The sequence below is a fragment of the Magnetospirillum sp. UT-4 genome, from assembly GCF_902729435.1.
Classification (GTDB): domain Bacteria; phylum Pseudomonadota; class Alphaproteobacteria; order Rhodospirillales; family Magnetospirillaceae; genus Magnetospirillum.
Map to the genome: position 1 here is coordinate 101,314 of NZ_CACVCG010000046.1, position 26,237 is coordinate 127,550.

General features: G+C 68.0%; 29 protein-coding genes. 11 read left to right on the forward strand and 18 right to left on the reverse strand.

Annotation, left to right across the window (positions count from 1 at the left end; all coding sequences use genetic code 11):
- Nucleotides 1-145: 145 nt before the first annotated feature.
- Together MTBUT4_RS06395 and MTBUT4_RS06400 are read right to left on the reverse strand one after the other, a co-directional pair.
- The gene (locus MTBUT4_RS06395) at nt 146-901 is read right to left on the reverse strand and encodes a protein phosphatase CheZ (protein WP_173978833.1); all 756 of its coding nucleotides are present in this window, start codon (nt 899-901) and stop codon (nt 146-148) included.
- Between the two features lie 25 nt (nt 902-926).
- On the reverse strand, nt 927-1,343 hold the full coding sequence (locus MTBUT4_RS06400) for a bacteriohemerythrin (protein ID WP_173978834.1): 417 nt from the start codon (nt 1,341-1,343) through the stop codon (nt 927-929).
- A gap of 173 nt (nt 1,344-1,516) precedes the next feature.
- On the opposite strand from MTBUT4_RS06400, the gene MTBUT4_RS06405 reads away from it, so the two are divergent.
- A complete protein-coding gene (locus MTBUT4_RS06405; protein WP_254434765.1) occupies nt 1,517-2,512 on the forward strand; it encodes an endonuclease/exonuclease/phosphatase family protein in 996 nt (331 codons plus the stop codon).
- Between the two features lie 271 nt (nt 2,513-2,783).
- Here MTBUT4_RS06405 and MTBUT4_RS06410 read toward each other — a convergent pair whose 3' ends face one another.
- Nucleotides 2,784-3,470, reverse strand: coding sequence for a pirin family protein (locus MTBUT4_RS06410; RefSeq protein ID WP_173978836.1), 687 nt, complete (start codon nt 3,468-3,470; stop codon nt 2,784-2,786).
- Nucleotide 3,471: 1 nt separating this feature from the next.
- Nucleotides 3,472-4,074, reverse strand: coding sequence for an NAD(P)H:quinone oxidoreductase (wrbA, locus tag MTBUT4_RS06415; RefSeq protein WP_173978837.1), 603 nt, complete (start codon nt 4,072-4,074; stop codon nt 3,472-3,474).
- A gap of 314 nt (nt 4,075-4,388) precedes the next feature.
- On the opposite strand from wrbA, the gene MTBUT4_RS06420 reads away from it, so the two are divergent.
- A complete protein-coding gene (locus MTBUT4_RS06420) occupies nt 4,389-4,733 on the forward strand; it encodes a DUF1491 family protein (protein WP_173978838.1) in 345 nt (114 codons plus the stop codon).
- A 55-nt stretch (nt 4,734-4,788) separates the two neighbouring features.
- On the opposite strand, the gene MTBUT4_RS06425 is transcribed toward MTBUT4_RS06420, so the two are convergent.
- A complete protein-coding gene (locus MTBUT4_RS06425; RefSeq protein ID WP_173978839.1) occupies nt 4,789-5,421 on the reverse strand; it encodes a cation transporter in 633 nt (210 codons plus the stop codon).
- Between the two features lie 108 nt (nt 5,422-5,529).
- Between MTBUT4_RS06425 and MTBUT4_RS06430 the strand changes: the two genes are divergently transcribed.
- Nucleotides 5,530-5,907 (forward strand): RidA family protein, encoded by a 378-nt coding sequence (locus MTBUT4_RS06430; protein ID WP_173978840.1) that lies wholly within the window; start codon nt 5,530-5,532, stop codon nt 5,905-5,907.
- A gap of 70 nt (nt 5,908-5,977) precedes the next feature.
- Here the strand turns inward: MTBUT4_RS06430 and MTBUT4_RS06435 are convergent, their stop codons facing one another.
- Both MTBUT4_RS06435 and MTBUT4_RS06440 read right to left on the reverse strand, forming a co-directional pair.
- Nucleotides 5,978-7,813: a sensor histidine kinase gene (locus tag MTBUT4_RS06435; RefSeq protein WP_173978841.1), complete on the reverse strand. Its 1,836-nt coding sequence runs from the start codon at nt 7,811-7,813 to the stop codon at nt 5,978-5,980.
- Between the two features lie 103 nt (nt 7,814-7,916).
- Nucleotides 7,917-8,687: a class I SAM-dependent methyltransferase gene (locus MTBUT4_RS06440; RefSeq protein WP_173978842.1), complete on the reverse strand. Its 771-nt coding sequence runs from the start codon at nt 8,685-8,687 to the stop codon at nt 7,917-7,919.
- A 107-nt stretch (nt 8,688-8,794) separates the two neighbouring features.
- Between MTBUT4_RS06440 and MTBUT4_RS06445 the strand changes: the two genes are divergently transcribed.
- The 3 genes from MTBUT4_RS06445 to MTBUT4_RS06455 all read left to right on the forward strand — a co-directional run bounded on the left by MTBUT4_RS06445 (nt 8,795) and on the right by MTBUT4_RS06455 (nt 10,608).
- Entirely contained in the window at nt 8,795-9,463 is a 669-nt protein-coding gene (locus MTBUT4_RS06445) for an SDR family oxidoreductase (protein WP_173978843.1), read from the forward strand.
- Between the two features lie 20 nt (nt 9,464-9,483).
- Complete coding sequence (locus MTBUT4_RS06450; RefSeq protein ID WP_173978844.1) at nt 9,484-10,086, forward strand: 2-hydroxychromene-2-carboxylate isomerase; 603 nt, start codon at nt 9,484-9,486, stop codon at nt 10,084-10,086.
- An 81-nt stretch (nt 10,087-10,167) separates the two neighbouring features.
- The gene (locus MTBUT4_RS06455; RefSeq protein ID WP_173978845.1) at nt 10,168-10,608 is read left to right on the forward strand and encodes a flagellar biosynthesis repressor FlbT; all 441 of its coding nucleotides are present in this window, start codon (nt 10,168-10,170) and stop codon (nt 10,606-10,608) included.
- 10 nt (nt 10,609-10,618) lie between these two features.
- Here the strand turns inward: MTBUT4_RS06455 and MTBUT4_RS06460 are convergent, their stop codons facing one another.
- From MTBUT4_RS06460 to MTBUT4_RS06480, 5 genes are read right to left on the reverse strand one after another with little or no spacing between them, the layout of a single operon-like run.
- On the reverse strand, nt 10,619-12,166 hold the full coding sequence (locus tag MTBUT4_RS06460; protein WP_173978846.1) for a flagellin: 1,548 nt from the start codon (nt 12,164-12,166) through the stop codon (nt 10,619-10,621).
- A gap of 13 nt (nt 12,167-12,179) precedes the next feature.
- Complete coding sequence (flgK, locus tag MTBUT4_RS06465; protein WP_173978847.1) at nt 12,180-14,996, reverse strand: flagellar hook-associated protein FlgK; 2,817 nt, start codon at nt 14,994-14,996, stop codon at nt 12,180-12,182.
- A 24-nt stretch (nt 14,997-15,020) separates the two neighbouring features.
- Nucleotides 15,021-15,458, reverse strand: a complete 438-nt coding sequence (locus MTBUT4_RS06470; RefSeq protein WP_173978848.1) for a flagellar protein FlgN — start codon at nt 15,456-15,458, stop codon at nt 15,021-15,023.
- Nucleotides 15,459-15,461: 3 nt separating this feature from the next.
- Nucleotides 15,462-15,779 (reverse strand): rod-binding protein, encoded by a 318-nt coding sequence (locus tag MTBUT4_RS06475; RefSeq protein WP_173978849.1) that lies wholly within the window; start codon nt 15,777-15,779, stop codon nt 15,462-15,464.
- The gene (locus MTBUT4_RS06480) at nt 15,779-16,966 is read right to left on the reverse strand and encodes a flagellar basal body P-ring protein FlgI (RefSeq protein ID WP_173978850.1); all 1,188 of its coding nucleotides are present in this window, start codon (nt 16,964-16,966) and stop codon (nt 15,779-15,781) included. The genes MTBUT4_RS06475 and MTBUT4_RS06480 overlap by 1 nt, the downstream gene beginning before the upstream one ends.
- Nucleotides 16,967-17,220: 254 nt before the next feature.
- Between MTBUT4_RS06480 and MTBUT4_RS06485 the strand changes: the two genes are divergently transcribed.
- The 3 genes from MTBUT4_RS06485 (at nt 17,221) to MTBUT4_RS19785 (ending at nt 19,551) form a co-directional block, all read left to right on the forward strand.
- The gene (locus MTBUT4_RS06485; RefSeq protein ID WP_173978851.1) at nt 17,221-17,655 is read left to right on the forward strand and encodes a flagellar assembly protein FliX; all 435 of its coding nucleotides are present in this window, start codon (nt 17,221-17,223) and stop codon (nt 17,653-17,655) included.
- A 127-nt stretch (nt 17,656-17,782) separates the two neighbouring features.
- Complete coding sequence (gene dksA / locus MTBUT4_RS06490; protein WP_173978852.1) at nt 17,783-18,199, forward strand: RNA polymerase-binding protein DksA; 417 nt, start codon at nt 17,783-17,785, stop codon at nt 18,197-18,199.
- A gap of 308 nt (nt 18,200-18,507) precedes the next feature.
- Nucleotides 18,508-19,551, forward strand: a complete 1,044-nt coding sequence (locus MTBUT4_RS19785; RefSeq protein WP_173978853.1) for a methyl-accepting chemotaxis protein — start codon at nt 18,508-18,510, stop codon at nt 19,549-19,551.
- A gap of 75 nt (nt 19,552-19,626) precedes the next feature.
- Here the strand turns inward: MTBUT4_RS19785 and MTBUT4_RS06500 are convergent, their stop codons facing one another.
- The 4 genes from MTBUT4_RS06500 to MTBUT4_RS06515 are packed head-to-tail and all read right to left on the reverse strand — an operon-like array spanning nt 19,627 to nt 23,140.
- The gene (locus MTBUT4_RS06500) at nt 19,627-20,427 is read right to left on the reverse strand and encodes a division plane positioning ATPase MipZ (RefSeq protein WP_173978854.1); all 801 of its coding nucleotides are present in this window, start codon (nt 20,425-20,427) and stop codon (nt 19,627-19,629) included.
- Nucleotides 20,424-22,493: a molybdopterin-dependent oxidoreductase gene (locus tag MTBUT4_RS06505; RefSeq protein WP_173978855.1), complete on the reverse strand. Its 2,070-nt coding sequence runs from the start codon at nt 22,491-22,493 to the stop codon at nt 20,424-20,426. The genes MTBUT4_RS06500 and MTBUT4_RS06505 overlap by 4 nt, the downstream gene beginning before the upstream one ends.
- 39 nt (nt 22,494-22,532) lie before the next feature.
- The gene (locus MTBUT4_RS06510; protein WP_173978856.1) at nt 22,533-22,916 is read right to left on the reverse strand and encodes a type II toxin-antitoxin system VapC family toxin; all 384 of its coding nucleotides are present in this window, start codon (nt 22,914-22,916) and stop codon (nt 22,533-22,535) included.
- Entirely contained in the window at nt 22,913-23,140 is a 228-nt protein-coding gene (locus MTBUT4_RS06515; protein ID WP_173978857.1) for a type II toxin-antitoxin system Phd/YefM family antitoxin, read from the reverse strand. Before MTBUT4_RS06515 ends, MTBUT4_RS06510 begins: the two co-directional genes overlap by 4 nt.
- 151 nt (nt 23,141-23,291) lie before the next feature.
- On the opposite strand from MTBUT4_RS06515, the gene MTBUT4_RS06520 reads away from it, so the two are divergent.
- A complete protein-coding gene (locus MTBUT4_RS06520) occupies nt 23,292-24,398 on the forward strand; it encodes an NAD(P)/FAD-dependent oxidoreductase (protein ID WP_254434766.1) in 1,107 nt (368 codons plus the stop codon).
- A gap of 14 nt (nt 24,399-24,412) precedes the next feature.
- Here MTBUT4_RS06520 and MTBUT4_RS06525 read toward each other — a convergent pair whose 3' ends face one another.
- Both MTBUT4_RS06525 and MTBUT4_RS06530 read right to left on the reverse strand, forming a co-directional pair.
- Nucleotides 24,413-24,793 carry a type II toxin-antitoxin system HicB family antitoxin gene (locus tag MTBUT4_RS06525; RefSeq protein WP_173978859.1) on the reverse strand — a complete coding sequence of 127 codons (381 nt, stop codon included), beginning with the start codon at nt 24,791-24,793 and terminating at the stop codon, nt 24,413-24,415.
- 12 nt (nt 24,794-24,805) lie between these two features.
- Nucleotides 24,806-24,922, reverse strand: a complete 117-nt coding sequence (locus MTBUT4_RS06530; protein WP_173978860.1) for a type II toxin-antitoxin system HicA family toxin — start codon at nt 24,920-24,922, stop codon at nt 24,806-24,808.
- A 76-nt stretch (nt 24,923-24,998) separates the two neighbouring features.
- Between MTBUT4_RS06530 and MTBUT4_RS06535 the strand changes: the two genes are divergently transcribed.
- The gene (locus tag MTBUT4_RS06535; protein ID WP_173978861.1) at nt 24,999-26,237 is read left to right on the forward strand and encodes a hypothetical protein; all 1,239 of its coding nucleotides are present in this window, start codon (nt 24,999-25,001) and stop codon (nt 26,235-26,237) included.

The following is a 26,237-nucleotide window of genomic DNA, read 5'->3' on the forward strand; positions in this document are numbered from 1 at the left end:
TCGAACCGGACCAGCGGAAACAAGGTAGCGAATTTGGGAAGACTTGCCGCCTGGGCTGGCGGTGTATGCGGGAGCGGCGGGGTGTTCCAGGCCGTTCGGCCGCCTTGGCCGTTGGTGTGATGGCTGTTGGTGGTGGCTGTCCGACTCAGCCGAACAGCTTGTCGATCTCGTCCTGGCTGATGCCCTGGTTCTCGAGCGCCGGGCCGTTGAGCAGCTTGGCGTCGTCGTCGCGGGTTTCGTCCGGCGGCTTGGGCACGATGTCGGCGATGTTCTCGGGGCCCCAGATGTCGATCATGTTGTTGATGCGGGCCTCGACGTATTGCAGCGTCTTCACCACCTTGGTGATGCGCTGGCCGGTAATGTCCTGGAAGTTGCAGGCCTCGAAGATGGAGACGATGGTCTCATTGATGTCCTCGGCCAGGCGGTGGACGTAGCCGTCGACGCCTTGCGATTGGATCTCGCGGGTCTTGCCCTCGATCCTCTCGGCCGCCTCGAGAATCGATTCGGTGGCGCCCTCGGTGGAATCGACGATGGCGTCGAGCTCGAAGGTCACCGTCATCAGACGGTCGTCCTCGCAATCCTTCGGCCGCAGCAGGGCGATTTCCTGCTTGGTCTGCTCGATGCAGACCGCCAGCGCCCGCAGCTCGGTCTTGAGCATCGAGACCTCGGCCTGCTTCTGGCTGATCACCTCCTCGATCGAGGCCAGTTGGGCCTGCACCGGCGGCGGCTCCTCGCCGCGGATGAGGTGCTCGATGTTGCGTATCTCGCCGCGGATCTCCTGCAGCGTCTTCATGACCTCGTCATTGGCGACGCCGCCCATGGATACGGCGGCACCGTCCTTGCCCGCCATCGCCTTCAGGCGCTGCAGCTCGGCGGTGAACAGCTTGCGTTCGGTCATCATGCGAGGACCCCCCTCCCCCGATCGGTCATAGCCCCCCCCCGGCCGACTCGATCCACGGCCGATATGCTTTATCGGCGCCAAGAATGTGTTCGGTCAACCACTTCTTCAGGAATGCCAGAACCTCGTCGCCCAGCACCTGCCGTTCGCCCGCGCCCCAGCGGTCGCGGATGGCGCGCACCCGCGATTCGAGGTCGCGATGCAGCCGCTCGTGCTCGGCCCGCCCGGGATAGCCGATCTCGGCCATCACCAGCTCCTCGCGGCGGAAATGATGCTCGACGTATTCGGCCAGGACGTTGATGACGCTGCCCACCACCTCGCGGCTCTGGCCGGTCTCCATGGCGTCGTGCAGCTGGCTGAGAAGGTCGAACAGGATGCGGTGATCCGAATCAAGCATGGCATTGCCGACGCCGAAGCTCTCGTTCCAGGTCAACAGCGCCGTCATACCGCCCCTGTCCGCAAAAGACCAATCTGGAATGAATACACCCTGAGGCGGGTACCGTACAAGACGGGGCCGGGGGATGGAGGCCGGGGCATTCGGTGTTATGCTCGCAATGGCCGGCGGGCCGACGCCCGGCCCGCCTTATGGTCTTGCGCAACCGATGCCCAGAGGAAACGGTGAAGCGTCTCAGGATCGCCACCTTCAACCTGGAAAGCCTGGACGACCGCCCGCAGCTGCAGGGCGATTTCGCCGACCGCGTGCTGGTGCTGCGGCCGCAGCTGCTGCGCCTTCGCGCCGACGTGCTGTGCCTGCAGGAGGTCAACGCCCGCGCCGTCTCGAAGCGCGGCCCGCGCGAACTCACGGCGCTGGACCGGCTGCTGGACGGCACCGAGTACCAGCACTTCCACCGGGTGGTGTCCATGAACCGCGGCGGCGCCCGCGCCGCCGACCGCCACAACCTGGTGATTCTCTCGCGCCTGCCGGTGATCGAGCATTGCCAGGTGTGGCACGACCTGGTGCCGCCGCCCGAATACCGCCCGGTCACCGCGCAGCCGCCGGCGCTGGCCCCCGAGGCGCAGGAATGGGACCGGCCGGTGCTCCATGCCGTGCTGGAGGCGCCGGGCGGGCGCCGGCTGCACGTGGTCAACGTCCACCTGCGGGCGCCGCGCGCCGCCTGGCTGCCGGGGCAGAAGGGCGAGCACGGCCGCTGGACGTCGGTCGGCGGCTGGGCCGAGGGCTTCTTCCTGGCCGCCATCAAACGCACCGGCCAGGCGCTGGAGGCCCGCCTGCTGGTCGAGCGCATCTTCGACGCCGAGCCCGACGCCCTGGTGGCGGTGGCCGGCGACTTCAATTGCGAGGACCGCGAATCGCCGCTACGCACCATCCGCGGCGACGAGGAGGACACCGCCAACGGCCACCTCGCCCCCCGGGTGCTGGTCCCGGTGGAACGCTCGGTGCCGGAAAGCCAGCGCTTCTCGGTGATCCATCACGGCCGCAAGGTGCTTCTCGACCACATCCTGGCGTCGCGGGCGCTGCTGGGCTGGTTCCTGGGCGCCGAACTGCACAACGAGGCGGTGGGCGACGAGATCGTCTCCCCCGCCGCGGTCTGGGCCAGCCCGAATTCCTTCCACGCCCCCCTGGTGGCGGAATTCGCCCCGCCCCGAACGGGGTGAGGGTCAGGCCGGCAGGTTCTGGGGTGAAAAAAATGGATTCACCACGAAGGGCACGAAGAGGGCACGGAGAAATAAGCATCCTTCTCTGTGACTTCTCTGTGTCTCTGTGTCTCTGTGGTTATTCCCCCGGCGGGTTCTGAGGGGGTGATGCCTCGTCGCGCGCAATCACCGTCGTCCCCGCGCAGGCGGGGACCCAGGGGGTGCACCGACAGCGTGTCCGCGACTCAATTCAACAATGGAGTGTCCTGCCTGCGCGGTAACGACGGAGGTGTCACGCCGTCTCCACCAGCACGAATTCGGCATCCTCGCCGGCGGCGATGGTCAGCTCGGTTTCGCCCTCGACCGCCACGCCGTCGCGCGGGCCGAGGTCCAGGCCGTTGACCGAAAGGGTGCCGCGCGCCGTCACCAGATAGGCGGGGCGGCCGTCCAGGCGGTGGCGGACGCGGTCGCCCGGGTCCAGGGTGGCGCCGAGCACGCGGGCATCGGCGTGGATCAGCGCCGCCCCCTCCTCGCCATGGCCCGAGGCCAGCAGTTGCAGCCGGCCGTGGGCGAGCGGGAACGGCCGGGTCTCCCAGCGTGGCGCCACCCCTTGCGCGCGCGGCAGGATCCAGATCTGGAACAGGGTGGTATCGACGGCCTCGCGGTTGAACTCGGCATGGCGGATGCCGGTGCCGGCGCTCATCACCTGCACCTGCCCGGCCTCGGTGCGGCCCTGGTTGCCCAGGGAATCCTCGTGGCTGATGGCGCCGGTGCGGATGTAGGTGACGATTTCCATGTCGCGGTGGCCGTGCGGGGCGAAGCCGGTGCCGGCGCGGATGGTATCGTCGTTCCACACCCGGACCTGCCCCACCCGCAGGCGCGCCGGATCGAAATAGTCGGCGAAGCTGAAATGGTAATGGGCGTTCAGCCAGTCGTTCTCGAAGGTGCCGAGGCGGGCGAAGGGGCGGTGGTCGAGCATGTCAGGGTCCCTTGAGGCGGGTGGCGATTTCGGCCAGGTGGCGGCCCTGGAAGCGGGCCATCTCCAGCTCCTCGGGGCTGGGCCGGCGCGAGCCGTCGGACCCGGCGATGGTGGTGGCTCCATAAGGGCTGCCGCCGGTGATCTTGTCCATGGCCGTCTGCTGGGTGGCGGAATAGGGCAGCCCCACCACCACCATGCCGAAATGCAGCAGGTTGACGATGGTGCCGATCAGCGTCGTCTCCTGGCCGCCGTGCTGGCTGCCGGTCGAGGTGAAGACGCCGGCCGGCTTGCCGATCAAGGCGCCGGCCTGCCACAGCTTGCCGGTCTGGTCGAGGAAGTTGCGCATCTGCCCGGCCATGTTGCCGTAGCGGGTCGGAGTGCCGATCAGCATTCCGTCGTAATCGGCCAGCTCGTTGGGGTCGGCGAGCGGCGCGGCCTGGCCGGTCTTGGCGTGGATCTGGGCCAGCACCGGGTCGGGGATGGTCTCGGGCACGCGCTTCACCACGCCTTCGGCGCCGGCCTGGCGCACCCCCTCGGCGGCGGCCTCGGCCATGCTCTCGACGTGGCCCCAGGTGGAATAATAGAGGACCAGGATTCGGGTCATGCACTCACTCCCGGCTATGCATCCCTGGCATATCGTCACGCCGGCCCGGCCCGGCAACCCAGTGTCCCGCCCCCGAAATTCGCATGGCGAAATTCGGCGATAAGCAGGCCACTACCTTTTTGAATTGTGTGGTGATTCCGATGCCCGCATTACGATGCGAATTTCAGAATCACCACACCAGGAGCATGGCGGCAACGGCGCCCTTGGGCCTATACTTCCGCCGAAGGTCTGAGATGGAGGAATGGCGTGTCGGCTTTGGCATGGTGCAGATCGCTGGTCGATGAGCTGCCCCTGGACGCCCCGGCCGACGCGGCATGAGCGAACCCAAGCTGAAGGCCCGGCTGTTCGTCCATGCCGCCATCCGCCGCTGCGACCTGCTGGGGATGTCGGCGGTGGTGGCCCGGCGCGGCGACGCCGATGCCGGCACCATCGTGGTCAAGGCGGTGCGCCGCGACGGCACCGCCGAGGTGTTCACCCAGGTGCGCGACGCCGAGGGCCGCCTGGCCTGGTTCCGCGCCACCGGCCCCGAACCGGTGCCCGAGGACCGGGCCGACGCCTATATCCGCCGCGCCGCCGACGTGGATTCCGACCTGTGGGTGATCGACGTCGATTGCCCCGACGGTCAGGTCCCCTTCATCGAAAGCATAGTCCGGGCCTGAGGTTCCTGCCCGATGACCCGGCGTCGGACGAGCGGCAGGACTGGCACCTGGCGCGTCAGGCGGCCTGAGCCAGCTCGCCGGCCGCCTGGCGGACGATGGTCACCGCCGCCGACAGCGGCAGCCAGGCCAGCACCACCGCCACCATCAGGTCGGGCCACGGCGTGTCGCTGGCCCACACCCCGGCGGCGGCGGCCAGCACCGCCAGATTGCCGATGGCGTCGTTGCGCGAGCACAGCCAGATCGAACGCATGTTGGCGTCGCCGGCCCGGTAGCGGTACAGCAGCAGTGCCACCCCGGCATTGACGGCGAAGGCCAGCAGGCCGATGGCGCCCATCACCTCGGCCTTGGGCAGGGTGCCGTTGGCGAGGTGCCACGCCGCGCTGCCGGCCACCCACAGCCCGACCGCGCCCAGCGACAGGCCCTTGAACAGGGCCGCCTGGGCGCGCCGGCGCGCCGACAGGCCCAGCACCGCCAGGCTGATGGCGTAATTGGCCGCATCCGACAGGAAATCCCCGGAATCGGCCAGCAGCGAGGCCGAGCGCCCGACCACGCCGCCGCCGAATTCGACCGCGAACATGATGGCGTTCACCACCAGGGCGAAGATCAGGATGCGACGATAGAGCGGATCGACGCTGGCCGTCGGCGGTCCGCCGCACCCACACCCGCCGCCGCCGCACGTTGCCGACATGCATCCCTCCGTTGCCGAACACTCCCGGCCGGGCAAGGCCGACCTTGCCCTCTCCGCCAATTTGTATAGAAGAGGGCTTCCGTCAATTCCAGCCGCAAGGACCTTGCCATGACCCGTCGACTGATCTCCTCCGGCTCCCCCTTCGAGGAAGTGGCCGGCTATTCCCGCGCCGTCGTCCAGGATCCCTGGGTGTTCGTCTCCGGCACCTCGGGCTTCAAGGACGGCCAGATCGCCGAGTCCGAGGTCGACCAGGCCGACCAGTGTCTGCAGACCATCGCCGCCGCGCTGGAAAAGGCCGGCGCCACCATGGCCGACGTGGTCCGGGTGGTCTGCTACATCACCGATCCCGGCTATTTCCAGACCGTCGGCCCGGTGCTGGGCAAGTACTTCAAGGTGACCAAGCCGGCCAACACCACGGTGGTGTGCGGCCTGGTCGATCCGCGCATGAAGGTCGAGATCGAGGTCACCGCGCTGAAGGCGGGCTGAGCCCTCACGCCCCCCGGGGGGCTCCGGATCAGGTTCGAGCCCGTTCGATAATCGGCCGGCTCGAACCGGTTCAGTCGGGCAACGCCACGCAGAAGGTGCTGCCGACGCCACCGGGGCCGTCCTCGACCCAAATGCGCCCGCCATGCAGTTCGACGATCTTCTTGGCGCTGGTCAGGCCGATGCCGGTGCCTTGGAATTCGTGGCGGGCGTGCAGGCGCTGGAACAGGCCGAAAATGGTTTCACGGTATTGGGGATCGATGCCGATGCCGTTATCGGCGACCCGGATGATCCATTCGCCGTCCCCGGGCTCCGCCTCGATCGTCACCCGAGGCGCGACGTCGGGGGCGCGATACTTGAGCGCGTTGCCGATCAGGTTCTGGAACACGCGGATCAGTTCCACCGGATTTCCGGACAATACGGGCAGTTGGCCGACGATGCGGACCTTGCCGTCGGTTTCGGTGGTGAGGGCCTGAAGGTTTTCGAGGGCTTCGCGCACCACCTGGCCCAGGTCGATCGCCACGTTCACGCGATCGTGCTGGCCAATGCGCGAGTATTCGAGCAGGTCCTTGATCAGATTGCTCATCCGGAAGGCGCCCTCACGGGCGAAGCCGATGAATTCCCGCGCCTCGTCGTCCAATCGGTCGCCATGACGACGTGACAGAAGATCGACGTAGGACACCACCATGCGCAGCGGTTCCTGGAGGTCGTGGGACGCCACATAGGCGAAACGTTCGAGTTCCCGGTTCGATGCCTCCAGGGCCTCGGTTCGCTCGGCCACCAGTGATTCGAGGTCGTGTCGATAGCGGTTCAGCTCGCTTTCCACCGCTTTGAGGGCCCGGCCGACCTCGACGGCCTCGGCGGGACCGCGGTCGAGAGCCACCACCGGGTCGCCCGATCCCAAGGCGAGCGCCGGCGCCGTCAGGTCGCGGACCGACCGACCGATCTGGCCGCCGATCATCCAGGCGGCGGCGACCCCAGCCAGCAGCAGCAGGCCCACCGTCCCGTAGAGCAGCGCGAGTGTTCCCAGCGTCTCGGTCAGCACCACGGTCCACGGCGTCGAGATTCCCACCGACCATCCGGTCTCGGTCGAGCGCGTGAAGGCGATGATGACCGTGAGACCTTCGAGCGTACGCGACTCGACGATGCCGTGGGTGTCCTTGGCCATGCGCTCGACCAGTTCCGGGATGCCCTTCTTGCCCACCAACTGATCGTGCAGGTGGGTCCGCGCGGCGATCACCCCCTGGCTGTCGAACACGGCGGCCATGCGGCCCTCGGGCAGATTCTGGTTGGCCAGCAGCCGCACCAGGGATTGCGGCAGGTAGCCGACGCTTAGCACATAGGCGACCTTCCCGGCCCGCCAGACCGGGACTTCGACGGTGACTACCGGCTTGCCGGTGACGCCGCCGATGTAGATATCAGACAGCAGCGGCTGACCGGACGCGGCCACCCGCTTCAACAGATCGATGTTGCCGTGTTTGGGCAAGGGCTCTCCCGGCGGACGCAACGTGTTGACCAATTGCTGGCCGGTCAGGTCGCTCAGGACGATGGTGAAGCCGGGAAACGGGGCGCCCAGGACGCTGCGGGCTTCGGCGTGGAAGGCCTGCATATTCCCTGACTGCAAGGTCGGCGAGGCGGCAAGCGCCCTGGCCACGCTCAATCCGACCATGAAGTCCCGGTCCACGGCCGCCGCCAGTGCGCGGGTGGTCTGGATCATGTCGATCTCGACCTGCGTCTTCTGGTTGGCGAACAGAAGATAGGCCAGAAGGCCCAGTGCGATGATCGGCGGCACAGTCGTCAGCACGACGACTGCGATCAACCGGGATCGGATACTGGGAAAAATCGACATTATCGCCTGAACCGAAAGCCCGAATATGGGCGCCCATATGGCCTGCGCGACGCGCAGCATGGCATGACACTGGGCGGTCCGGAAGGCGAAACGGCGTCGTCGAATTCGTCATCGGAGAAAAATCACCGACCTGAACGCCCCGATCAGCCGCTTCCGACGCCCCTCACGCCCCCGGCTTGCGGGCGATCACCGCCCACAGCCGGTGGGTCAGGGCCAGCGGTTCGGCGGGAAAGCGGCTGTCGAGCATGCGCCCGTGCTCGCGGTCGAAATCGGCGACCAGCTGCGGCGACAGACTGGCGGCGACGCCGGCGCTGGCACGGATGCGGGCGCGCCATTCGTCCCGCCCGCGCGGCAGGTCGAGGTCGTAGGAGAAGGTCTCCAGCCCGCCGAACCCCGCCATCGCCAGCTCGGACAGCCATTGCGGATAGATGCCGGTGCCGCCGCCCATGGGCCAGTCCGGGTTCCACTTGCGGATCAGATCCTCGGTGGCGGCGACCACGTTGCCCGGCAGCGGCAGCCAGTCGAAATGCAGCACCGCCAGCGATCCGCCCGGCCGCAGGATGCGCAACACCTCGGCCGCCGCGCCGGCGCGGTCGAACCAGTGCCAGCACTGGCCGGCCACCACCGCATCGACGGATTGGTCGTCCAGGCCGGTGGCCTCGGCTGTGGCGTGACGGTACTGGATGCAGAGCCCGGCCCCGGCATCGAGGCGGCGCGCGGCTTCCAGCTGCGCGGCGGCACGGTCGATGCCGGTGACGCGGCAGCCGGCGGCAGCGAACAGGCGCGCCAGCGGGCCGTCGCCGCAGCCCAGATCGACGACATCCTGCCCGGCCAGCCCCACATGGTGCGGCAGCAGGTGATCGAGCACGGTGGACGGGAAGCCGGCGCGGTAGACGCTGAAGTCGGCCGCCGCCTGGCGGAACCCGACGGTCATGGCCTTCCCCCAAGGTTGACGAGTTCTGCTATACCCTAGTTCTCCGGTGGAGGCTTGTGATTTCAAATCGCGGTCCCCATCACCATACCAATGAAAGGAGCTGGGCCATGCCAAACGTCCTGATCACCGGCGCCAATCGCGGCCTCGGCCTGGAATTCGCCCGCCAGTACGCCGCCGACGGCTGGCGCGTCTGCGCCACCGTGCGCGACCCGGCCAAGGGCAAGGCGGCGTCCGATGCCGGCGCCGAGGTCTATGTCGCCGACGTCGCCGACGCGGGCGCCATCGCCCGCCTGAAGGGCACGCTGGCCGGGGTGGCCTTCGATCTGGTGCTCAACAATGCCGGTGTCTACGGCGAGCGCCAGGCCTTCGGCTATGTCGACCCCGAGGAATTCCTGCGGGTGGTGCGCATCAACACCCTGGGGCCGCTGCTGGTGTCCGAGGCCTTCGCCGGCCAGATGGCCGGACGCAAGGTGATCGCCGCGGTATCCTCGAAGATGGGCTCCATCGCCGACAACAGCTCGGGCGGCTTCTATGCCTACCGCGCCTCGAAGGCGGCGCTGGACATGGTGGTGAAATCCATGGCCATCGACCTCAAGGCCCAGGGCGTGATCCCGGTGGCGCTGTCGCCGGGCTGGGTGCGCACCGACATGGGCGGCCCCAGCGCGCCGCTGGACGCGCCGACCGCGGTGGCCGGCATGCGCAAGGTGCTGGGCGGGCTGACCGCCGCCGATGCCGGCCGGTTCTTCCACTTCGACGGCAGCGAGGTTCCCTGGTAGGCTGGGCGGCGGAGGATGCCATGCCGTCGCCCATCGACTTCTATTTCGACTTCTCGTCGCCCTATTCCTACTTCGCCAGCTTCATGGTCGATCTGCTGGCCGACCAGCATGGCCGCAGCTGCGTCTGGAAGCCGATCCTGCTGGGGCCGGCCTTCAAGGCCTCGGGCAACCTGCCGCTGGCCGAGCAGCCGCTGAAGGGCGACTACGCCCGCCACGACTGGGAGCGCATCGCCCGCCTGATGGGCGTGCCCTACCGCCTGCCCGAGCCGTTCCCGGTGTCCACGCTCACCGCCGCGCGGGCCTTCTGGTGCCTGGAGGAGGCGGATTCAGGCGCCGCCCGCGCCTTCGCCGAAGCGGTCTTCGCCGCCTATTTCGCCGCGGGGCGCGACATCTCGCGGCCCGAGGTGGTCGGCGCGGTGGCGGGCGAGATGGGCATCGACGCCGAGGCCCTGCTGGCCGCCGCCGCCACCGACCGGGCCAAGGCGCGGGCGCGGGCCGAGACCGACGACGCCATCGCCCGCGGCGTGTTCGGCGCCCCCTTCCTGTTCGTCGATGGCGAGCCGTTCTGGGGCGGCGACCGGCTGTGGATGGTCCACCAGTGGCTGGAGCGCGGCGGCTGGTAGCCGGCAGCGGCGGGATTGCACCCGGCCGCCCGGAGGTATAAAGGTGGGTGCCTGTCCCGTTCCTGACCGAGGAGTCCCGCGTTGCCCCTGCTGATCGATCTCAAGCCCGGCGAGAAGGTGATCATCAACGGCGCGGTCCTGGAGAACGCGGGGGCCAACACCAAGCTGCGCATCTGCAACGAATCGGCCATCCTGCGCCAGAAGGAGATCATGAGCGATTCCGACGCGGCGACGCCGGCGGCGCGGGTCTATTTCTGCCTGCAATGCGCCTACATCTTCCCGGACCGGCGCGACCACTATCTCCAGCTGTTCGAGCGCTATCTCGCCGATTACGTCCGTGCGTGCCCCTCGGCCACGGAAATCGCCGACGAAGTGCGGTCGGAGGCCGATCTGGGCCACTACTACAAGGCGCTCAAGGCGTCGCGCAAGATCATCGCCCACGAGGGCGGGGTGCTTTCGCAGATGCAGGGCGTGGCCGAGGTGGCGACCGCGTCCGGCGAAGAAAACGAGGCCGGCGGCTGAGGCGCGCGCACTACCCCATATACTTCAGCAGCGACATCTCGCGCACCGTGGCCAACGCCTGGTAGGCCGCCTCCAGCGCCCGCTGGTCGTCCAGCAGGCGGGTGATCACCTCGGTCTTGTCGACGTTCTCGATGTCGATAATGCGCTGGTCGAGAAAGCCGATATAAGCGTTGTGCTTCTTGTCCTTGGTGGCGATCAGGTTGGCCAGCACGCCGATGCTGCTGCCGACCTGCGACAGATCGCTGCTTTCCTCCTCGACGGTCAGGCCGGTCGGCAGTTCGTTGTCGGCCGGGTGGTCGAGGGCGTCCCGGATCAGGAACAGCGCCTGGTCGAGGCGTTCGAAGTGGTGCTCGAGGCCGCCGGCGGTGCCGTACTGGCCCTGGGCGATGATGGACATGGCCCGGATGGCCTTCTCGAAAGCCGGGTCCGAGGCGTTGACGTTCAGTTCCACCGTGCGGTCGGTATCGACCCGGTGCTTCATGGTCAGGGAATCGCCCTTGTACCAGGATTCGGACTGGAGGGTGATGGTGCTGGCCGCCACAGCATCGACCACCTTGTTGCTGGCGATGGTGATGGTGTCGGGCGGACCGGCGACGATGCTTTCGACTTCGTAGACACCGTCGTTGCTGGCGGACCCCGACACGGTGAAGACCTGGCCTGCCGCAAATCCGGTGGAGACGGTGGAGACGATGGTGTCGGCCCCGGGCGCGAAGGTCAGCGTCGAGGCGATGCTGATGGTATCGCCCGGCGGATCGGTGGGATAGCTGAGGGTTGCCGCCACCGCCGCCTCGGTGGTCAGCGGGCTGACCTTCAGCGTGGTCCCGCCGGCGCCGATGGTGGCGTCGGCGGTCAGGGTGAAGACCTTGCCGTCGTTGGGTCCGGCGGCCGAGTCGGAAATGGTGATCTTGCTGCCCTTCTTGAGGTTCAGCGGATTGTCGGTGCTGCTGGTCAGCGACGCGGCGATGATGGTGCCGGTGGCGGCATCGAATTCGATGTCGCCGGTGGTGGTGTTGGTGGTGTCGAGGTCGAGCAGCGCCCCGGCCCGCGAGGTCGGATAGGTGACCTTGTTGCCGTCGAAGATCTCCTGGAAATCGGTGAGGCTGTCGGCGGCGAACCCGACCGGCGCGGTGGAGTTGCGGCCGCCCGAGAACAGGTACTGCCCGTCCACGTCCGAGGACAGGTAGGAATACATGTCCTGCATCGCGTTCCATGCCCAGGTCTGCAGCGCATCGAAATCCGACTGCGAGCGCGATTCGCTTTCATGGAATTCGTCAAGGCGATCGCGGAAGTTCTTCATGGTCTCATGGATGGCGCTCATGGCCGTGTCCGCCGCCTTCAGCCGGGTGGTCGCCAGGGCGTTGTCCGCGAGGAACTGATTGGCCCGCGCCCGTTCCGCCTCGAAGTTCAGCAGCAGGTTGGTGTCCTTGGCGATGCCGGCGTAATGGGGCGACTTCTTCTCGGTCGCGACCTGGACCTGTTCCTTGTAGGCGCGCTGCTGGATTTCCATCATGCGGGCCAGATAGGCTTGGCCGGAGCCGTAGGTGCCGATGCGGGTCATGGCGCGGACTCCCTTACTTGATCATCGAGGTCAGAACTTCCAGCATTTCCTGCAGCACCGTGATGACCTTGGCCGATGCCGAATAGGCCTGCTGGAAGTCGATCATGGCAGCCACTTCCTCGTCCATGTTGACGCCGCTGAAGGAAGTGTATTGGAAATCGAGGGCCTGGTTCAACTTGCTCTGATATTGGTACTGATCCGCCGAGTGGTTGGCCTGGGTCGAGACGATGCCGATGGCGGCGGCGGCATATTGCGAGAAGCTGTAGCTTCCCGCAAAGACGTCGCCGGCGGTTTCCATGGCGGCCCGGTCGCTCATGGCCGCCGCCAATTGCAGGGCGGTGCTGTTGTCGCCTTCGGACAGGTAGTACTGGCTGATGGTCGAGTTCCACTGCACGGCGCCGCGGCTGACCTTTTCCGGTCCGCCGAGCAGGTCCTCGCGCACCGCGATCGAATCGGCGGTGTTGCAGGCGCCGCGCTTCAGGCCCAGATCGGACAGCAGGTTCTTGCCCTGGCCGTCCAGGCTCGACGAGGCGTAAAGCTGGGCGTTGTCGGCATGGACGATGCGCAGGCGGTAGCCGGAGCCTTCGGGCACCGCCGCCGCCAGGATGCGCTGGCGCCCGGTGATGTCGAGCACGGTATCGAGGGTGCTGCTGCTGCCCGAGATGGCGCCGCCCGACACCGAAACCGTCAGTTCCTCACCGCGGGTGTCGAGCAGGCGCAGGCGATAGGACGTTCCTTCCTGCACCACCGATGCCGAGACGCTGGACTGGGTCAGGGTGCCGGCGATCTCCTCCAGCGTCAGCGCGCCGGCTGCGAAAGTCACCGGCGTGTAGATGTTGCCGCTGGAATCGGCGACCGTGAAGGTGGCGGCCGAGGTCAGGGTCCACGAGGCGTTGGCGGCGGTGAGCGGCGCCGATTCGTTGACGTGGCCGTAGCGGTTGATGGTGTCGGCGATGTCCTGCAGGGTCGAGCCCTGCGCGATCGACATGGTGATGCCGATCTGGCCGGTCTCGTCGTAGATGCTGAGGTCGCGGGTCTGCGGCGCCACGTATTTCGACGTTTTGATGCTGGAATCCAGGACCGACTGCGGAATTTCGGTGACGAAGAAATCGTTCAGCCCGAAGAAATTGGCGAAACCCGTGATGGTCTGGTCGGCAGCGCCGTCGCCGTTGACGTCGAAGGTGATGGAGACGTCCTCGGCATCGGAGCCGGCGGCGGTGGCGGTCTGGTCGCGGAATACCAGCGAGACCGCGGTGTCGCCCACGTCGATCTCCAGCTTGCCCTCGGAATTGAGGTTCACCGAGGCCGAGCTGTAGCCCTGCGACTTCAGCCACGATTCCACATGGGCGGTGACCGAGTTGATGCTCCAGTCGCCGTGGCTGGTGCGGTTGTCGAAATCGGTGATCGACCGGTTGGAGCCCGGCGTGCCGCCGTAAGCCACCTGGTAGTCGATCTGCATGATGGTGTCGAGGGTGGTGCGGAACAGCTCGTTGCCCGAGGTGTCGAAGGTGACGATGGCGACGTCGTCGCCGGCGGCCAGCTGCATGGTCTGCGGCGTGCTGACCTTCTCGACGGTGATCGAGGCGGTGCTGGTGAAGGCGGTCACCCGGTAGGTGCCATTGTTCTGGGTATCCTCGGCGCTGTCGATGCTGAACAGCGATCCGACGCCGAACGAGGCGGCGGGGAAGGTGCCGGCGGCGGCGGTCATGGTGGCGCGCCACGGATAGGTGGCGTCGGCGGCGATGACCAGGTTGCCCGGGGTTGCGCTGGTGCCGTTGTAGTACAGGCTCGCGCTGTCATCGTCGGCATTGGGGACGATGCTGGGCTGCTTGGCGAAGACGCGGGTGCCGGTGTAGGTGTCGGAGACGGCCGGCATCGCGGTGCCGCGGTTGTGCACCTGGTTCACCACCTCCTTCATCTGCACCGCCAGCTCGTCCAGCGTGGCCTGCAGGTTGGGGATCACCGTGTCGCGCATTTCGATATAGGCGACGATCTTGCCGCTGCGGATGTCGCCGCTGAGGTCGTCGTCGCCGCCTTCCACCGCGATCTTGCCGAAATGGCCGCCGGCCTGGGTCATCCACGCTTGCGCGGTGGTGGTGGCCGAGTAGTCGAGGTGCTGAGGTTCGTTGTCCAGCAGCATCTGGCCGGAATTGGTGTAGACCAGCACCGAGCCGTCGTTGCGCTTGAAATACTGGATGTCGATGTACTGGGCCAGCTCGGTCAGCGCGCGGTCGCGCTGGTCCTCGAGGTCGGCGGTGCCGGTGGCGATGGCCGAATTCTTCACGACCTTCTGGTTGAGGTCGAAGATGTTGTCGAGCTGCTCGTTGATCAGGTCGACATGCCGCTCGATCTCGCGGTCGGCGTTCAGGCGCAGCAGCTGCAGCTGTTCGGTCATGCTGCCCAGCAGGTCGGCGACGTCCTGGCCGGTCTGCACCGCGGTCCAGTGCACCGACGGCTTCTTGACGTCGGCGCCCAGCAGCTCGAACGACGCCGACAGGTCCGAAAGCTTGTGGGCGATGGAATTGTCGTCGGCCACCTCGCCGAACAGGTCGTCGATGCGTGGGTAGTATTCCTGCTCCACCTCCAGCTTGCCCAGGTTGGATTCCTGGCGCCGGATGTCCTTCAGCAGGCCCTCGTTGACCATGCGGGAAACCGAACCCACCTGGACGCCGGCGCCGACGCCCGCCAGCACCCGCGATTCCTGGTTCATCACCTTGCGGGTGTAGCCCTCGGTATTGAGGTTGCTCACGTTCTGGGCGATCACGTCCAGTCCGCGCTGGCCGGTCATCAGCCCCGAAAGGGCGGTATTCAGTCCGAGTGTGAGCGACATGGTGCGACTCCCGCCGTTCTGGCGTCAGAGGGACTTGTTGAAGGACAGCGAGTTGTTGTCGCCGGCGACCTGGTTTTCGAAGGCGCCGGCGCGGCCGTAATGGGTGGTGTTGGTGGAGGTCTGCTTCACCGCCGAGACCACCGCGTCCATGAACATCTGGGTGGCTTCCATTTCGGCCTTCAGGCGCCGCGCATTCTCCTCGACCAGCCCCTTGAGGCGATGGCCCAGGCCGTGCAGCTCTTCCTTCTGGTCGTCTTCCAGGGCATCGGCGAGCTCGGGCTTGTGCGCCATGGGGGCGACGGCCTGCTCGTAGATGCGGGCCAGCGCCGCCTTGTTCTCGGCCAGCTCGCGCACGGTGCGCGAATCATGGCGGGCCAGCGCGTCGTTCTCGAACTCGATGAGGTCGCACAGATTGGTGCAGGCCCACACGATGTCGTCATACGAAAGGGCGGTGGCGGACATGCCTCAAACCTCCTGATTGGCGAGCAGGGCGCGGGTGACCTGGTCGGCCAGGCCGATCCCGTTGCCGCGGGCGGCAACCATCTTACCGTACTCCTCGAGCAGCAGCGGGCGGAACATGGCTTCGGCATGGCCGCCGCCGAACATGCCGCCGTTCTCGTCCACCCCGGTGAACATGTGCTGCATCATCTGGGTGACGAACATCGCTTCGAACTTCTTGGCGACTTCGCGGGCCTGCTGCGGATCCGAGACCTTCGGCGCCACCTGCTTGGGCGCCAGCAGGGCGTTCTGCGCCTGGTCGAGCTGGGTGGTGGCGGCGTCCATCACATCACCTCGATGTCGGCTTGCAGGGCGCCGGCCGCCTTGATCGCCTGCAGGATGGCGATCATGTCGCGGGGGCCGATGCCGAGGGCGTTGAGGCCGTTGACCAGTTCCTGCAGGGTGACGCCGTGGGGCACCACCGTCAGCTTCTTCTGGCCGGTCTCCTCGACCTCGATGTCGGTGCGGTTGACCACTTCGGTGGAGCCGGTGGTGGAGAACGGCGAGGGCTGCGACACCTGCGGCGTCTCGGTGATGCGGATGGTGAGCGAGCCCTGGGCGATGGCCACCGTGCTGATGCGGACGTTCTCGCCCATGACGATGGTGCCGGTGCCCTCGTCGATGACGATCTTGGCGATCTGGTCGGGCTCGACCTTCAACTGCTCGATGTCGGTGAGCAGGCCGACCACGTTGCCGCGGTAGTCGTTGGGGACCGCCACCTGGACGGTGCCGGGATCCACGGGGCGCGACACTTCCTGGCCGAGGAAGGCGTTGATGGCCTGCGACACCCGGCGCGAGGTGGTGAAGTCGGGATTGCGCAGGCTGACCTTGACGCTTTCCATGTGCGACATCTCGAACGGCAGCTCGCGTTCGACGATGGCCCCGTTGGCGATCTTGCCGGCGGTGGGATTGTTCTTCTGGATGGTGGTCTGGCCGTTGGTGGCGCTTGCCGCGCCGCCGGCCTTCAGGCCGACGCCGGCCAGGCCGCCCTGGGCCACCGCATAGACCTCGCCATCGGCGCCGACCAGCGGGGTGACCAGCAAGGTGCCGCCCGACAGGCTGGAGGAATCGCCCAGCGCCGAGACCGAGACATCGACCTTGGTGCCCTGGCGGGCGAAGGGCGGCAGCACCGCGGTGACCATCACCGCGGCGACGTTCTTGGGCTTGACGGTGGCGATGGTGCCGCCCTGCTCGCGGATGTTGACGCCCAGGCGCTCCAGCATGCCGACCAGCGATTCCTTGGTGAACGGCGCGTTGGTCAGGTCGTCGCCGGTGCCCGACAGGCCGACCACGATGCCGTAGCCGACCAGCAGGTTGTCGCGGACCCCCTCGAATTCGGCGATGTCCTTGATGCGCGACGCGCCGAACGCGGTCTGCGGCATCAGCGCGATGGTCGCGGCGACCAGGCCTGCGGCCAGCACGAAGGCTCGCATTCCGGTGGCAAGGGCGACGGCGGTGGCGGTTCGGATCATGGCGTCCTCTGGGCGCAGGCCTGGATCGATATTCGGCAACCCCGTTGCGAGGGCCGTGCCAGTTGGCAAAATACAGTTAAAACAGTTAATTAGCCGTATGCGAGACGGGCATCGCGGCGTTTCCCCCCGGCAGAAACCGCCGCCACCGGGCAATTCCTGCCGGGCTTCGGCGTCGCCGAAATAGCGGCTTTCGCCCCCGCGCCCCAACGGCTAGAATGCCCAGGCACTTTGCAGACCTGGACATCGTAGGCGGCATGAAGGTTTCCGGCGTCGGGTCGGGTTCCCCGGTCGGGGGCACGCGGCGAGCCGACAAGACTGACGGCAAGAAGGGCGAGTTCAAGCAGGCGCTCGTCGATGCCATGGATTCCATGGAGGAGGTGCACGCCGCCGAGGCGCCCTCCGCCCTGGGCGCCATGGATGCCGTGCTGTTGGTCCAGTCGGTGGGCGACGCCCCCGAGCGCGAGGCCCGCCAGCGCATGATCCGTCACGGCGAACACATCCTCGACCGGCTCGAAGACATCCGCCACGGGCTGCTGCTCGGCACCGTGCCCGAATCCAAGCTGGTCGAGCTGGCCCAGATGGTGCGCAACCGCCGCGACACCTGCACCGATCCCCGCCTGGCCGCGCTGCTGGACGAAATCGAACTGCGCGCCGAAGTCGAGATCGCCAAGTTGTCGCGCGGGCGTTGACGGATCCTGTGGTGGCGTCCCGCCACGGCGGCACGTCTCCCCTTGCGGCATCCCGGCCCTCCCCATATATTCCGACGCAAAATTTGAATGCTGCGCGAATCCTCGCGCGACCAAGTTGGGGGAGCGGATGACCGTCACTCTGCCGCCGGATTACCGCCCGTCCGAGGACGAGCCCTTCATGAACGAGGTCATGAAGGAGTATTTCCGACAGAAGCTGCTGGCCTGGCGGGACGAACTGCTGCGCGAGTCCGACGAGACGCTGGCCCATCTCCAGGAAGGCGGCCTGCAGGAACCCGATATCGCCGATCGCGCCTCGGCCGAGGCCGACCGCGCCCTGGAACTGCGCACCCGCGACCGCGAACGCAAGCTGATCGCCAAGATCGACGCCGCGCTCGAGCGGGTCGCCGACGGCACCTACGGCTTCTGCGAGGAGACCGGCGAGCCGATCACCATCCGCCGGCTGGAAGCCCGCCCCATCGCGACGCTGTCCATCGAGGCGCAGGAACGCCACGAGCGGCTCGAACGCACCCACCGCGAAGACTAGAGCCGGATGCTATCAGGTTGAATCGCGAGGCGATCCAACCTGATAGCTGAATCCGCCTCTAAATCAATAAATTAGAGTGCGATTCAGACATTAGGTCGGCGCACCCCGTGCGCCGACCTAATGTCATCGCGCTCTAAGCCAGAAAACAACCCACCGGTAGTAATTCAACCGCGCCCGCCATCAGCGGGCGCGGTTGCTTGCGTTATTACGTTCATAGAGATTCTAACGTATTGCATCCCGGTTACGGGAATGCCTACAATATATTCAAATTATGTGAATGACGAAATAATGTGCACATGGAGGGGGCAATGGCCGAGCCGGAACGGATCCTGGACCTGACACGGGCGGTCTACGACCTCGCCAACGACAAGATACGCGCCATCAAGAAGGTCACCGGCACCACCCGCATCCTGTCCCTCAACGCCCTGATCGAGGCCACCCGGGCCGGCGAGGCCGGCAAGGGCTTCGCGGTGGTGGCCAACGAGGTCAAGAACGTCTCGCAAAACATCGACAGCATCACCCAGTCGCTGGAAGGCGATCTGTCGGCCACCATCCAGGACCTGATGACCCTGGGCGAGACCTTGATCCAGCAGATGCGCGGATCGCGCCTGGCCGATCTGGCCCTCAACATGATCGAGATCATCGACCGCAACCTTTACGAGCGGTCGTGCGACGTGCGCTGGTGGGCCACCGATTCGGCGGTGGTCGACTGCCTCGCCAACGGCTCCGAGGGCGCCGCCAGCTATGCCAGCCGGCGCCTGGGCGTCATCCTCGATTCCTACACCGTGTACCTCGACCTGTGGATCGCCGATGCCGATGGACGGGTGGTGGCCACCGGGCGGCCCGACCGCTATCCGCGGGCCATCGGCACCGACGTCAGCCGCGAGGGTTGGTTCCGCGATTCCATGGAGACCCGGGACGGCACCGAATTCGCCATGGCCGACGTGGCCGCGATCCCGGCGCTGGACAATTCCCTGGTCGCCACCTACGCCACCGCCATCCGCGAGGGCGGCGAGACCAACGGCCGCCCCATCGGCGTGCTCGGCATCTTCTTCGACTGGCAGCCCCAGGCCGGCACCGTGGTCAAGGGCGTGCGCCTGCGCGACGAGGAGAGGACCCACACCCGCTGCCTGCTGGTGGACCAGAACCTCCGGGTGCTGGCGGCGTCCGACGACCGCGGCGTGCTGTCGGAAGCCATCCGCCTCGACACCAGGAACGGCATCATGGGCGCCTACGCCGACACCGGCACCATCGTCGGCTACGCCCTGACCCCGGGCTACGAGACCTATCGCGGCATGGGCTGGTATGGCGTCATCATCCAGGAGAACGCCGAGGCCGCAGCATTGCATTAATTGTCAATTGCCCCTCGCCGGGCGCGGGCGTCCGCCCGCTTGGCCGCGCCCTCAATGGGCGCTGGAACCCCAGGTCTACGCCGCCAGCTTGTTCAGGCCGATGGCCTCGACCAGGGTGCGCAGTTCCTGGCGGGCGGCGATGTGGCTCATGCTGAGTTCGAAGCCGGGCAGGTCCTGGCGCAGATCCAGCAGGGTCAGCCCCTCCAGGAACATGGAGCGGTAGATCACCCGCTCGCCCAGCCCCGGCACGACGCGGAAGCCGATGCGCTTGGCCAGATCGGCCAGCAGCTTTTCCATCGCCTGCTTGTTGCGGGCGTCCAGGTGGGCCAGCCGGTTCCTCAGCACGATCCAGTCCACCACCGCCTTCTCGCCGCGGATGGCCCGGGCCTTCTTGGTGTCCCACACCATCTCGGCATAGTGGCTGGGGCGCAGGATGCGCATGGTCTCGGGATCGACCCGGGCCAGCACGTCCAGATCCACCAGGCTGTCATTCAGCGGCGTGATCAGGGTGTCGGCGAAGGAATGCCCCAGCCGCGACAGGTAATGGTCGGAACCGGGGGTGTCGAGCAGCACCACGTCATGGGCGGCGGCCAGGCCGGCCACCGTCTCGGCCAGCCGGGCCTCGTCGCCGGCGCGGTCGGCGGTGGGCGGCAGCGCCACGTGCTCGGGCCCGACAAGGCCAAGGCGGTCGGCATCCTTGCGCCCCAGCCGGTTCTGGATGTAGCGGGTCAGCGTCGCCTGGCGGGCGTCGATATCGACCGAGCCCACCGACAGCCCCATGCCCAGCAGGCTGACGATCAGGTGCATGGACACCGTCGACTTGCCGGTGCCGCCCTTCTCGTTGCCGACCACGATGATGTGCGCGCGTTTGGTCATGACACTGTCCCCCGGGGTTCCCGCCGCACCCACACGGCGGTGTCGTGGAAGGCGCCGCCGCCGGCCGGCGGGACCGGGTCGGAGCCGACCAGCAGGTTGATGCCGTTTCCCTCGGCGAAGGACTCCTCGTCCCAGATGCCTTCCACCGCCACCACGCCCCTGGCGATGCCGTCGGTGGGTGCCGCGTGCAGCAGCACCGAGCCGCGGGCATTGCCCAGGCGCACCGGATCGCCGGCGGCGATGCCCAGGCGGGCGCAGTCCTCGGCATGGATCAGCGCGGTCGGGCGCCCGGCCAGCCGGCGCGATGTGGGCGCCTTGGTGAAGCTGGTGTTGAGGAAATGCCGCGACGGCGGCGTGATCAGGCGGAAGGGATGCTCGGGCGTCGCCGCCTCGATATTGGGCACGTGGTCGGGCAGCGGCGGCAGCCCGGCATGGTCGGGGCCCTGCGCCGCCCAGTCGGGGGCGAAGCGGAACCGCCCGCCATGGCCGAAGCCGTCGAGGAAATGCTGGCGCTCGAAGGACAGGGCGCAGTCGATCCAGCCCTTGGCACACAACTCGTCCAGCCCAGACAAACCGGAGGCGGCCAGGCAGCCCTCGATCATCGCCGCCTCGTCCATGCCGAAACTGGCATGCCCGGCCCCCAGCCGCCGCGCCAGCTCGCCCACCACCCGGTGGTTGGAGCGGGCCTCGCCCAGCGGCGGAATGACGGCGCGCCCGGCCTGCAGGAAGGTGTGGCCGTAGGAGGAATAAAGATCGTCGTGCTCCAGGAAGGTGGTGGCCGGCAGCACGATGTCGGCGAAGCGGGCGGTGCGGGTCATGGTCTGCTCGTGCACCACCAGGAACAGGTCGTCGCGGGCCAGGCCGCGCTGCACCAGGCCGCTGTCGGGCGCCACGGTGGCCGGGTTCGAGGATTGCACCAGCATGGCGGTCACCGGCGGCCCGCCCTTCAGCGCGTCGGAATCGCCGCACAGGATGGGGCCGATGCGGCTCATGTCGAGCACCCGCACCTTGGGCTCGGGCAGGTCCAGCGCGTCCATCACCGTGCGGTCGATGGCGAAGGCGCCCGAGGTGGACAGCGCCGCGCCCCCCCCGGCTTGCGCCCACGCCCCGGTCAGCGCCGGCAGGCAGCTCACCGCGTGGACGTTGGCGGCGCCGTTCCTTTGCCGGCTCATGCCGTAGCCGATGCGCAGGAAGCTCTTGCGGGTCGAGCCGTAAAGGCGGGCGAACGCCTCGATGTCATCCGAGGGCAGGCCGCAGACGTCGCCGGCCCAGCCGGGATTGCGCAGCGCCAGATGGGCTTCCAGCCGCTCGGCGCCGTCGGTAAACCGGGCCATGTAGTCGCGGTCGACCAGGCCGTCGCGGAACAGCACGTGCATCACGCCGCAGGCCAAGGCGGCGTCGGTGCCGGGCAGCGGCATCAGGTGCAGGTCGGCCTTCTCGGCGGTGGGGCTGCGATAGGGGTCGATCACCACCAGCCTGGCGCCGCGCTCGCGCTTGGCCTGCATGATCAGGCCCATCAGGTGCATCTGGGTGGCGACCGGGTTGGAGCCCCAGATGACGATCACCTCGGACCCGGCCATCTCGGCCACGTCGACGCCCCACTTGGCGCCCACCCCGGCCATCCAGCCGGCGCCGGCGATGGTGGCGCAGATGGTCTTGGCCTGGCCGGAATAGCCCATGGCCCGGCGCAGGCGGTTGGTGGCGTTGTTCTGCACCAGCCCCATGGTGCCGGCGTAGAAATAGGGCCACACCGCCTCGGGCCCATGGCGGTCGGCGGCCTCGCCGAATTTCGCGGCGACGGTGTCCAGCGCCTCGTCCCACGAGACGCGGGCGAAACGGCCCTCGCCCTTGGCGCCGATCCGCTTCAGCGGATGCAGGACGCGCTCGGGGTGATGCACCAGCTCGGCGTAGCGCGACACCTTGGCGCAGATGGCGCCGTCGGTATAGGGCAGGGCGCCGCCGCGCACCTTGCCGATGCGGCCATCCGCAAGGCGTTCCACCTCGAGCGCGCAGGCCGAGGGGCAGTCGTGGGGGCAGATTGTGGCGTGGGTTGCGGCGGTCGTCATGGCCGGCACTCTAGCGGGGATTTCCCCAGCGGTCACGGGTCAGCCGCCGACGATCACCGCGCCTGCCCGCCCGTAATCGCGGATTTTCGCGTCGCGGCTGAGCAGCAGCAGATCCTCGGCCCGGGCCTGGGCGATCAGCATGCGGTCGAAGGGATCGCGGTGGATGGACGGCAGTTCGGCGATCAGCCGGCAATGCTCCGGCGCCACCGGCAGCAGCTCGAGGCCGCCCGGCAGGTCGTAGAGGCGTGGATCGTCCTCGATACGGCCGGCGCCGACCAGCAGGGCGATTTCCCAGAAGGTGACGGCGCTGACGTGGCGGCGCGGCGCCCGGTCGATCAGGCGCCGCTCGGTCGCGGTCAGCCGCCCGGGGTCGGCGCGCAGCCAAAGCACCATGTGGGTGTCGAGCAGGACGGCCTTGCTCATTCGTCGCGCTCGAAGGCCACCAGCACCTCGCCGGGCAGCGACAGATCCTCGTCCAGGCGCAGGCCGGCGAGATCGCCATAGGCGACCGGATCGGCCGGCAGGTGGGTCAGGCGCGCCACCGGCCGGCCGTTGCGGGTGAGGACGATGTCCTCGCCAGCCTCGGCACGGGACACCAGGGCGGCGAACTCGGCCTTGGCCTGGGCGATGGAGATTCGTGCGGTCATGGCTCTGGCCCTTTTTGACCATTCATGGTCATTATGGTCATTGTTGTGTCCGGATGCAATCACCGCCACCCCCGGCACCTTTCGCCGCGCCGGCCCCGGTGCTATCCTGCCGCCACATCTTGCGCAGCAACGCCGTGACAGGGGCAAGGCTTTGACGGACGGGGGGATCGAGCGGGTCGAGTGCGCGGTTATCGGCGCCGGCGTGATCGGCCTTGCCGTGGCCCGCGCCCTGGCGCTGTCGGGCCGCGAGGTGGTGGTGCTGGAGGCGGCGGGCGCCATCGGCAGCGGCATTTCCGCCCGCAATTCCGAGGTCATCCACGCCGGCATGTACTATCCGGCCGGCAGCCTCAAGGCGCGGCTGTGCGTCGCCGGCAACCGCATGCTGCGGGACTACGCCGCGTCGCGCGGAATCGACTTCCGCATGGTCGGCAAGCTGATCGTCGCCACCGACGCCGCCGAGGAGGCGAAGCTGGCCGACATCCTGGAGAAGGGCCGGGTCAACGGCGTCGAGGGGCTGGCCGCCATCACCGCCGCCGAGGCCATGGCGATGGAGCCGAACCTGTCCTGCACCGCGGCGCTGTGGTCGCCCGCCACCGGCATCGTCGACGCGCACGGCCTGATGCTGGCGCTGCAGGGCGAACTGGAGGCCCAGGGCGGTGCCGTCGCCCTGCACGCCCCGGTGACCGGCGGCCACGCCGGCGCCGACGGCATGGAGCTGGACATCGGCGGGCCGCACCCCCTGCGCCTGCAGGCCCGCCAGGTGGTGGTGGCGGCCGGGCTGGCCGCCTGCCCGGTGGCCCGTTCGCTGGGCCTCGCCGCCGTGCCGGCCGAGCGGCTGTGCAAGGGCAGCTACTTCACCCTATCCGGCCGGATGCCGTTCTCGCGGCTGGTCTATCCGGTGCCGGTGGCGGCCGGGCTGGGGGTGCATTACACCCTCGACCTCGGCGGCGGCGGGCGGTTCGGCCCCGACGTGGAATGGGTGGCGGCCGAGGATTACGCGGTCGACCCCGCCCGCGCCGAGTCCTTCTACGATGCCATCCGCCGCTACTGGCCGGGCCTGCCCGACGCCGCCCTGGAGCCCGCCTATGCCGGCATCCGCCCCAAGATCAACGGCCCCGACCAGGCGGCCGCCGATTTCCGCGTCGCCGGCCCGGCCGAGCACGGCACGGCGGGCGTGGTCGCCCTTTACGGCATCGAATCGCCGGGGCTCACCGCCTGCCTGGCGCTGGCGGAGATGGTGAAGGAGATGCTGGAATGAACCGGCTTCGCCCCTCAGCCGGTGCGGGCCAGGCGATCCCGCGCCGCTTCCGCCAGGAAGCCCGACACGTTGTTGGTGCGCGCCTCGATGCGAGCCAGCAGCGCCTCGTCGATGGTGATGTTGATGCGCTTGGCCCGGCGCGCCAGGCGGACCCCGACCAGGGCCAGCCGCAAATGGCCAGCGTCGTCGGGCAGATCCTCGTACCGGCTCGGTCCGGGGACCGCCTCGCCGTCCTCGATCATGCCGTCGACATGGAACTGAAGGGCCTCGCGGGCGTTGAGCAACGCCTCCTCCACCGAGGCGCCCGCCGTCACGCAGCCGGGAAAATCGGGGAACCACACCCCGATGGGGCCATCCGGCCCGAACTCGACGACGACGAAATACTGCACTTCCATGGCTTGGCCTCGTCACGTCAATTTGATGCCGGGCCGCTCGGGATGCTTGAACTGGGCATGGGAGCCGCGCCGCGCGACCTCGACCCAGCCCTCGGCCTCAATGCGCCGGATCACCTCCCGGCTGTTCATCCGCCCGTTCCCCTCACGGTCAATCCGAGTACATTATACACACCGGCCCTCCCGGTTCAAGGTGAGTGTGGATATGATGTGTAGTCGCAATCGTCTGACCGGCCGCCTCGCCACCCTGCTGGTGCTGCTGCTTGCCGCCCTGCCCGCCCGGGCCATGGACAAGCCGCGGGACTGGGTGCCGCCGGCCCCCGAATCGGTGCCCAACCACCGCGAGCTGTGGCGCAAGGTGGTGATCGGGCTGGCCGAGTACGCCAAGACCCGACGACCCGACTTCATCGTGCTGGTGCGGAACGGCGTCGAGCTGGCGGTGAAGGGCGAGCGCGAGGCCCGATGGGAGGACATCCAGGACCCCGCGGGGAGCACCTTCGAGAAGCGCCTGCCGCTGGGGGCGGTGTTCCGCCCCTACCTCAAGGTCATCGACGGCATGGTGGTGGACGGCCTCTACTGCAGCGACGATGCCTTCGGCAAGCCGCTGGCCGAGGCCATCAAGGACCGCCGCGAGTTGGACGCGATCATCGCCCGCGAGAAGGCCCGCGGCATCCAGCGCCCGCCGGTGCCGCAGCCGGTGGGTCCGTTCAGCATCGACCCGGCGGTCGAGCTGGCCCGCGCCGCTGAGGTGCGCCGCCAGATCGAGCGCGCCGAGCGCCAGCGCCGCCAGGTCTACGCCTTCGACGCCCTGCGCGCGGCCGGACGGTCCCTGTTCGCCATCGAATCCTGCCGCGACCAGAAGGCCGCCGGCGCCGCCTACAAGGACGCCGCCCGCGACCGCGTGGTCGCCTTCGCCACCACGCAGGAGGCCGGCCTCGACCGCCTGCCCCCGGGACGGCCGTGGGGCGAGAACGCCGACCCGGTGGTTTCGGTCGGCACCGTGCGCAACTGGCTGCCCATGCTGAAGGGCGACCGCTTCGGCAGCAAGGGCGAATGGGTGATCGCGCTGTCGAAGCAGAACCACGACATGCTGGTCATCGACCCCACCTGGCGCGGCGCCGAGCCGCTGACCAAGGAGGAGGTGCTGCGCCTGAAGTACAAGAACCTGGGGGCGCCGCGCCCCGTGGTCGCCGCCCTGTCGCTGGGCAAGGCGGCAGACACCCGCTGGTACTGGCAGAAGGGCTGGGAGGCCGGCAATCCGCCCTTCCTGTTCGCCCCCGACAGCGACCAGCCGGGACGCTTCATCACCGATGTCGATGACCCCAAATGGAAAGAGGCCCTGGGCAAGTTCCTGATCTGGATCATGGACCTGGGCTTCGACGGGGTGATGTTCGACGACCTCGATACCTATTTATGGTTCGAGGAGCTGATGCCCCTGGACGGCTGA